General features: G+C 56.3%; 6 protein-coding genes. 2 read left to right on the forward strand and 4 right to left on the reverse strand.

Annotated elements, in window-relative coordinates; translation table 11 throughout:
• Positions 1–42 precede the first annotated feature (42 nt).
• The 4 genes from EX00_RS03675 to EX00_RS03695 all read right to left on the reverse strand — a co-directional run bounded on the left by EX00_RS03675 (position 43) and on the right by EX00_RS03695 (position 6,610).
• The gene (locus EX00_RS03675) at positions 43–798 is read right to left on the reverse strand and encodes a M48 family metallopeptidase (RefSeq protein ID WP_047454279.1); all 756 of its coding nucleotides are present in this window, start codon (positions 796–798) and stop codon (positions 43–45) included.
• A gap of 2 nt (positions 799–800) precedes the next feature.
• The gene (locus tag EX00_RS03680; RefSeq protein ID WP_047454281.1) at positions 801–3,815 is read right to left on the reverse strand and encodes a type I restriction endonuclease subunit R; all 3,015 of its coding nucleotides are present in this window, start codon (positions 3,813–3,815) and stop codon (positions 801–803) included.
• A gap of 7 nt (positions 3,816–3,822) precedes the next feature.
• Complete coding sequence (locus EX00_RS30725) at positions 3,823–5,049, reverse strand: restriction endonuclease subunit S (RefSeq protein ID WP_052210670.1); 1,227 nt, start codon at positions 5,047–5,049, stop codon at positions 3,823–3,825.
• A gap of 70 nt (positions 5,050–5,119) precedes the next feature.
• Complete coding sequence (locus EX00_RS03695) at positions 5,120–6,610, reverse strand: type I restriction-modification system subunit M (RefSeq protein WP_047454292.1); 1,491 nt, start codon at positions 6,608–6,610, stop codon at positions 5,120–5,122.
• Between the two features lie 130 nt (positions 6,611–6,740).
• Between EX00_RS03695 and EX00_RS03700 the strand changes: the two genes are divergently transcribed.
• Entirely contained in the window at positions 6,741–7,700 is a 960-nt protein-coding gene (locus EX00_RS03700) for a DUF5655 domain-containing protein (RefSeq protein ID WP_047454283.1), read from the forward strand.
• Positions 7,701–7,717: 17 nt separating this feature from the next.
• Complete coding sequence (locus EX00_RS31405; protein WP_047454285.1) at positions 7,718–8,476, forward strand: LEM-3-like GIY-YIG domain-containing protein; 759 nt, start codon at positions 7,718–7,720, stop codon at positions 8,474–8,476.
• Positions 8,477–8,611: the final 135 nt, after the last annotated feature.

Raw genomic sequence — 8,611 nt, forward strand, 5'->3', positions numbered from 1 at the left:
CGGAGCCAGCCAACGAGCAGCGGTGAGTCAAATAGACACTGCTCAAGTTAGCGGCGACGTCACTGGCCCCACTTTCTCCCAGCCGAGCATATGCTCGTTTTTGTCCAGCCAGTCCTTCCTTGATTGCCAGTCGGGTAGGATGGAACTCACTAACTGCCAGAACTCCGGCTCGTGATTACGATGCTTTAGATGGCTGAGTTCATGCACGACGGCATACTCGAATACGGGCCTGGGGGCGAAGATCAAGTGCCAGTTGAGATGGATCTGTCGATCCTGGCCGCAACTGCCCCACATGTGTTTCTGGTCCTTGATTTGGATCCCGCGCGGTTTCAATCCGTTGCACTCGCCGTGCTTCTGAACGAGCTCCTGGGCATCTTCACGCACATGTCGTTTCAGCCAGAGACGCAGAGCGCTTTCGATCACAGCGTCGGCTGAGTCTGGCGGCAGCTCCGTAGGCTTTCTGATCAAAAAGCCGTTGCGAAAGTTGACTTCGACCAGGTTGCCATCGAAGGGCTCAACAGTCAGCTTGATCATCCGGCCTCGATAGGGGATCTTGGCGCCAGAGACGAAACGGTAGACTCTCGTCTGGGCTCTCGCACGTTCCTGCATGTTCTGAACGGTTTCGAGTATCCAGGCGCGACGACGATGCAGCACAGCTTGGATCTGTGCCTCCGTCGCGATCTCAGGCACCAAGAGTTCGAACGACTGCGGCGTGACGGTGATATTGGCCTTCTTCGCCGTTGGCGATCGCCGCAGCGTGTAGTCGAATTGTCGCTCGCCAATCTGAAATACTGGCATGGTCACTGCCTCGCAAAGTGCTTCAGGGCATAGGCTTCCACCTGGTCAGGAATTTCTTTCAACTGTGTAAGGCCAGCCAGATGTGCCATGGAGCGCACCTGCTGACGCAGGCTCTTGCGCAGTCCATCCTTCTCCCACCATCCGTTGGGAGCTGTCTCCGGACTCGTATAGAGTCCTTCCAGTTGTATCGCTAGGCTCTCGTCCTCGGTTCCGGTCCCGAAGCTCGTCAGGATCTGCAGGAGGCCATAAGCGCCAGGAGAGAGGCCGGCTTCGACATGGGCCTCGTCTTCAGTGGCGATGTCTTTCGCTAGTTCCTCGGCTGCCTTCAGCTTGTCGGCCCAGCTGAGCTGCGCGCTTTCCAGTCGTTCGAGAAGTTGACGCAGCCGCTCGGAGAACTTGCCATATTGATGCGGGCTGTCGTCGATCCGTTCGCTCACGGTCTTGCGCAGCTCGGTGGTCTTGCGGATTGCAGCTGTCATCAAATCTTCTTCAGACTTGCCTTCGATCTCGAAGTCCCGCCAGAAATCCGGATCGGTGATGTGGCGCAGCTTGACGGTGACGCTGAGGCCGGTTGCTTCAAGATGCTTTTCCAGCATTTCGCGGATCTTCTCGCTGTAGTTCATCTGGTCGAAGGCCTGGCGCTTCTCGAAGTGCTGTGTGCCATAGAGCAGGAAGTTGGCGACCCACTTCAGGTCGGCCGTGAAATTCAGCACGCTCGGGTCCGGGCTCAGCGTCTCATAAAGCGCGATGAAGCTGCGTGCCTGGGCTTTGAAGTCGAACCACTTGTCCTCGGTGCCCAGCAGCTTCACGAAGGCATCATATTCCGCCTTCAGTCCGCCCTTGTCGCTCGCCTTGCGTTTCAGCGGCTTCATGAGGGCAGCGACAGCTGAATGCGCGGCCCGCAGCTGGTTGCGCAGATCGTCCAGGTCGCGCATGGCGTTCTTCACGTCATCGGCGCGGTAGGAGGAGAGCGCCTCCTCCAGATGGCCGGAGACGCCAATGTAGTCGACGATCAAGCCGTTGCGCTTCTTGGCGTCGGAAACGCGGTTGGTGCGGGCGATGGCCTGCAGCAGACCGTGTTCCTTCAGAGGCTTGTCGAGATACATCACGCTTTCGATCGGGCAGTCGAAGCCGGTCAGCAGTTTGTCGCAGACGATCAGGAACTGCGGATCATCCCCCTTGCGACCGAATGCCTTTTTCGCCAGCTTCTCGGCCTCGGAATCCAGATAATGCGCCTTCAGTTCCGTGCGGATCGCCTGCTTGTGAGCATCTTCGCTCGGCTTGCTGTCTTCCTGGTTGATGGAATAGACGCAAGCCGACATGGCATCGGCCCGTGCCAGTGCCTCGGCGGGCTCCATGCCCTCGGTTCGCAAATCTTCCGCGATCATCTTGGTCAGCGCCTGCTTGTAGAGAATCACCGCCTCGCGATCGATGGCGACGATCTGCGCCTTGAACCCATCCGGCCAGGCATAGTGCTTGAAATGCGTCCAGATGTCGTAGGCGATCAATTCGATCCGGCGCGGATGCTTGACCAGATCCTCGATCTGCACCCCGCGCGTCTTGATCTCGTTGAGCTTGTCGTCAGCCAGCTCGGCAAACCAGGTGTCGAACAGAATGTCGATCTTCGCTTCGTCGATGTGCCAATCGGTCTTGCGGCCGGTATAATAGATCGGCACGGTTGCGCCATCGGCCACGGCGTCGTCGATGCCGTATTTGTCGAGATAGCCTTCTCCCGGCACACCAAAATTCTCGTAGGTGTTCTTGTCGTCCTTCTTCACCGGCGTGCCGGTAAAGCCGAAGAAGCGGGCGTTCGGCAGCGTCGCGCGTAGAAAGGCGCCGAGATCCTTTTCCTGGGTGCGGTGCGCCTCGTCCACCATCACGATCCAATTCTCGGAATTTTCGATCGGCTCTTTCGACCCCTGGAACTTGAAGATGGTGGAAAGAGCAGTGTGTCCGTCCTTGCCGCTGCGGATCAGATCGTGCAGATCCTTGATGCTCTTGACTGGTGTCGGGTTCGGCAAACTGCAGGCGACAAAGGTGCCGCTGATCTGGTCGTGCAGGTCGACGCGATCGGTCAGCACCAGAATGTTTGGGTTGGTCAGCGCCTCGGATTGGATCGTCCGGTGTGTCTTCAGTTTCAACGCGGCAAACACCATGGTCAACGATTTGCCGCTGCCTTGGGTGTGCCAAATCAATCCCTGGCGATGCTTGCTCTCGACCACGCGGTCAACGATGCGATTGACAGCTCGGAATTGCTGATAGCGGCACATCTTCTTGATCGTGCCGTCCTCAGTCTTTTCGAACACGACATAATGCGCGATCAGGTCAAGCAGACGACTCGGCTCCAGCAATGACCAGAGACCCTTGGCGAGCGTGTCGGGAAAATCGGCAGCCGTCTTCGGCCAGGGGTCGCGCCATTCCGCGAAATACTTGGAGCCGGAGCCGGTCGCACCATAGAGCACCAACGCGCCATCCGTAACGATGTTGAAGATATTGGAGAAGAATAGGCGCGGAATATCCCGCTCATATTGCCGGATCTGCTCGAACGCTTCGCCGGTCTTGTCCTTCACATTCAGCGGGCTTTTCGCCTCGATCACGACCAGTGGAATGCCGTTTACATAGACCACGACATCGGGCTTCCGCGTGTTTTCCGCCTTCACCCGCAGCTGATGCGTCACGGAAAACTGGTTGTTGGCTGGATTGAGGAAGTCGACGATACGCAGCGTGAGTCGTGTTTCATGACCTGCGACATTGCGGCTGTAATCGCCGCGGAGCACCTTCAGCCAGGCCTCGTTGTCGCTGATCGCGCCTAACTCGCCATAAGCGGCCTCGGCTGAGACGCGGTCGATCCCGTTGATGCGCATCAGCGCCTCGATGAGGTGCGGGCGAAACAGAACCTGGTTCTCGCCATCGCGCAAGCTGGCATGGTCGGCCGGCGCCACGAAGCCATAGCCCAGGGCCCTCAAATGTTCGATCGTGGGGCGCTCGGCGAAATGCCATTCGGAACCGTGGCTCATGGGGCGCCTACTCTGCTGCGATGGGCAAGGCGTTGGTGACGCGCTTGCGGCCGGTGAGGAGGTCGAACATCAGGGCGGATTTCGTAGCAATTTGCGCTTTCAAATTTCGGTTATCTGCCGCGATTGAGGCATCAATTTCCTGCACGATCGAAGCGATCTCTTGTTGCTCAGCTTGGCTCGGGATCGCAAGAAGAAGATCAAGTAGCTTGGATTTTGAGATATTTTTCATCGACCCGCTGGTCCCGGTTGCGATCGCAGAAAGTTTCTCGCGGCTTTGATCAGAGGCAAGTAAGCATGCGAGCCAACGGGCATTTTCGCTTGTGCTTAACTGCCATAACCGATCCGGCAAGAACAGATCACCGATATCGTTCTCGACATAGCCATTTGCTCCGACAAGATTCGGCGTGTTCATCCGACTGATAATGATCCGATCGCCCCTAACGGGAATTTTGACGCGATCGCACTCACTCGGCAGGACTGCTTTGTGTTCTTCTGGATCGAACATTCCTGCCGATACGCAACTCGTTTTGAGTATCCCGATTTCGCCAGGCTGTTTTGGCCTATTTTCAGAATTGACGCTGACGCCCGCTTCTAGTTCCACCGCAATCGAACCCAGAGTTCCGATCCGCCACCCCTCCGGGATCTCTCCGAGCTCCGTTTGCTTGAAGCGAGTGTGGCTGATGCCTTTGGTGAGCAGGCGTTCCAGCACGCCCTGCTTGACCTTTCTGGTCTGCACGATCACCGCCCGCGTTGCCGCAATGGCCTCATCGATGCTGGACAGGATTTCGGCGATGCGGCGCTGTTCGTGGAGTGGAGGTAAATTGATCCTGAATTCCAGCCAGCGCTCGCAATCAAAGACCATCTTCTCCACATCGACGCCGACGCTTGCATGGAAGCATGTCTGCTGGAAATAGATCGAGTGACTGAGGTAGCCTAGGAACTCAAGCAAGAGCCTCGACTTCGTTCTGAGCACCGAATACTCGTTAGACACGACAGCACCGTCGAGCGCCGGAGGAACGATCCCGCAGCCTCCGTGGATGATCTGACGGTTCGACATCAGAAAATCATCTCGCGCGATTTGGAATTGAGATTTGGTGAGGACTTCGCGACCCATCAGGCGGCTACGCGCCACCACGCCACCACGCGAACGCTTCGCCGTGACAAGTTGATACTCCACATTATCGATAAGATCGATCGGTCGCTCTACAACCTCGAGAACGTCGCCGAAAGGCACAGTTATCCACCCTGGTGGGCAAAGCGGAAGTATCGGCTTGCCTGGTTGAACACTGGGTGGAAACAGAGAGCTACGCGCCATAGCCAAGCTCTCGCAGGTGCATGTCCAACACAGCTTCCGCATCGTTCCGCTCGGCGCGCAGATCGAGCAGTTTGGCATACTCTGTCGCTATGTCTGCCGTGTCTTCATCGCTCCCTAGATCCACGTATTGCGGAATGTTGAGGCTGAAATTGTTGCCCTCGATTTCCGCATAGTCCGCGACGTAGGAGAACTGTTCGATTCCTTCAAAGCCGTTCAGGCAATTCACGATATGACCGAGATGATCAGTCGTCAGTAGGTTCTGCTTCTTGCCCGCGATGAATTCGTCGGCCGCGTGGATGAAGAGCGTCTTACCCTTGCGCGCCGCAGGCTTCGTCTTACGCAGGATCAGGATACAGGCCGGAATGCCCGCGCCATAAAACAGGTTGGGCGCCAGGCCGATGACGGCCTCGATCAGATCGTCCTTGATCAGCCCCTCGCGGATCTTGCCTTCCGCACCGCCACGAAACAGCACGCCATGCGGCAGCACCACGCCGCAGACGCCATCTTCCTTCAGGCTCGCCACCATATGCTGCACGAAGGCGAGGTCGCCATAGGATTTCGGCGGACAGCCATAGCGGTCGCGGCCAAAAACATCGCCCTTCGACCAGACATCATGACCCCAGCTTTTCGCCGAAAAGGGCGGGTTGGCCAGCACACGGTCAAAGGTGCGGATGGCCTTCACGCTGTCGCCTGACAGATGTTTCGGTTCCAGCAGCGTATCGCCGCGCGCCACCTGTGCGTCGTCGATATCATGCAGGAACAGGTTCATCTGACAGATGGCCCAGGTATTGAGGTTGCGCTCCTGGCCGAACAATGACAGGCTTTTCGGGTTCTTGCCCTGCCGCTCCAGATGATGCACCGCCTCAAGCAGCATGCCGCCCGAGCCGCAGGTGGGGTCATAGATCGACATGCCTTCTTCTGGCCTCAGGCACTCGACGATCAGCCGCACGACCATCTTCGGCGTATAGAACTCGCCACCCTTCTTGCCCGCGTCATCGGCAAACTGCGCGATCAGATATTCATAGGCCTGGCCCAGCACATCGGGCTCGACATCGCCGTTGCGCAACCGATAGGTCTCGAAATGCTGCAGCAGCTTTTCCAGCATGGCATCCGGAAAGCGCTCCTTGTTGTTGAAATCGACATCCTGAAAAACGCCGCGCAGCTTCATGTTCGCGTCTTCAATGGCGCGGAAGGCGGCATTCAGATGCGTGCCGATATCGGTCGTGTGCTTGCGCACGTCCCGCCAGAAATTGCCTTTCGGGATATCAAACCGGTGTTCTTCGGGGTCTGCGGCAATGTCGGCGTCGTTATAGCGCGCCAGCCGGTCCTCATATTCCTCCTCCCAGACATCCGAGAGGCGTTTGAAGAACAGTAGGCCGAAAATGTAATGCTTGTAATCGCCGGAATCGATCGATCCGCGCAAAATATCCGCCGCCCGCCAGAGATGAGTCTCCAGCTGCGATAAGCTCAGTGTCGTCACTTTATACATGCCCCATCAAGATTTGCGACCGATCCTACCAGATCGGCGAGCGCTGGCAATTTATCTGGACAATGTCAATTAAGCGAATAGAACTCTCGAGTGCAATCTATGGTTATCGTCGGGGCGGATTTTGAGCGATATCAAGCTTTTTCATTTCAATGAAGGCCAAGTGGCTGAGCTTGCCGGAACAGCCGTGCAAGTGGAGAAATCGCTTCAAAACCTGTTTGAGGCAAATCTCGAGGCTTTGCTCGGTATTCGTTTCCTGGCAACGGAGCATTCGACTGGCCCTGTGCATAGTGGCAGGATCGACACACTCGGCCTGGACGAAGACAATTCGCCGGTTATCATTGAATACAAACGCTCGGTGAACGAGAACGTCATCAACCAGGGCCTCTTCTATCTCGACTGGCTGCTCGACCACCGCAAGGAGTTCCAGTGGATGGCGATGGAGCGCCTAGGCCACGAGGCGGGGAAGGCTGTGGACTGGTCTGCGCCGCGATTGATCTGCATCGCCGGAGACTTCACGCGATACGACGAGCATGCCGTTAAGCAGATAGCGCGCAACATCGAGCTGATACGCTACCGACGCTTCGGCGAGGATTTGCTGATGCTGGAGCTCGTGCATGCGCCGAAAACGAGCCGCTTGGGAAGCGCGAGAGCCTCAGTGGACGTGAAGATTGGCGGAGTGCCGGACCAGATTGCAGAAGCTAGCCAGGAAAATGATCCATATCTCAGCCAGAGGATGAGCTATCGGCTATCGCAATCCTCTACAGGTCTGCGCGACATCTACGATGCTGTTTACCAATTCCTTGTCGGTTTTGGCGACGATGTGCAGGTCAAAGAGCTGAAGCTCTATACGGCGTTCAAGCGGCTTAAAAATTTTGTGTGCATGGAGATCTACCCACAGGCACGCACGGTAACGCTGTATCTCAAGCTAGATCCGAGCATGGTGGTTCTTGAAGATGGCTTCACTCGTGATGTTCGAAATGTCGGTCATTTCGGAACTGGCGATCTTCAGGTGACGCTGAAGTCCATGTCCGACTTTGAGCGTGCTCAGACATTACTACGGCAGGCTTACGAGGGTGGATAGAACCAGGGAGGCGGAACTTGAGGAATAACAACTTTCCTTCGGAGGTGCGTGATAGGTTAGGTTACTACGTTTATAGGCTAATTGACCCTAGAAATGGGGAAACTTTCTATATTGGCAAGGGAAATGGCAATAGAGTCTTTCATCACGCCAAAGCAAAAATCAGTAAGAAAGAGCTTGCTGAGAATGATGATGACGGATCTACTGCAAAGATCGATCGAGTAAAAGATATAATGCTCGATGGTCTCGATGTAATACATGTAATCCAGCGTCACGGTATGACTGAGGACCAGGCCTTCCATGTCGAAGGTGCGTTGATCGATGCCTTCCCTGGGTTATCAAATGTGCAAGGCGGCCATGGGAATGGAGATTTTGGAGCGATGCACGTTGATGCCGTTGTGAAAAAATATATGGCGACTCGGTTGGTGTGCGATCACCGAATTGTTTTCTTCACGCTTAGGCGAGAGTCTGTCAGGTCTTTGGGCGCTTATGAGGCTTGTAGGGGCATTTGGCGAATGAAGATGACGCGTGCCGAGAGTGCGGAGCTGGCGATGTCCGTAGTGGAGGGCGTAGTGACCGATGTCTTTGTGCCGCAAGCCTGGTTCAAGGCATCGGTGAAGCAGTTTCCCTTTCATACACGATACGACATCGAGGGAAGGATAGGTTTTACGGGGCACCGAGCCGATGGCGAGCTGCGAGAGAAGTATGTGGGGCGTCGGCTACCTGCGGCGCTTGAGGATACGAAGACTCAAAACCCAGTTCGTTACTCATACCAATGAAGGCACGCTGCGGCCACACTGCCGGTGCCGAAAACGCAAATTGCCATCCCCCCCGTCTCTCGCTATGTAGCCCTCCGCGCTCAACGGCGCCGACCAGCATAACCGGAGAGGTGGCAGAGTGGTCGAATGCACCGC

The organism is Martinezella rhizogenes (assembly GCF_000799715.1).
GTDB classification, from domain to species: Bacteria; Pseudomonadota; Alphaproteobacteria; order Rhizobiales; family Rhizobiaceae; genus Rhizobium; species Rhizobium rhizogenes_C.

Bases quoted from the DNA above. Each gene is read 5' to 3' on its own strand.
- EX00_RS03675 (WP_047454279.1), bottom strand. From the start codon at position 798: ATGCCAGTATTTCAGATTGGCGAGCGACAATTCGACTACACGCTGCGG.
- EX00_RS03680 (WP_047454281.1), bottom strand. From the start codon at position 3,815: ATGAGCCACGGTTCCGAATGGCATTTCGCCGAGCGCCCCACGATCGAA.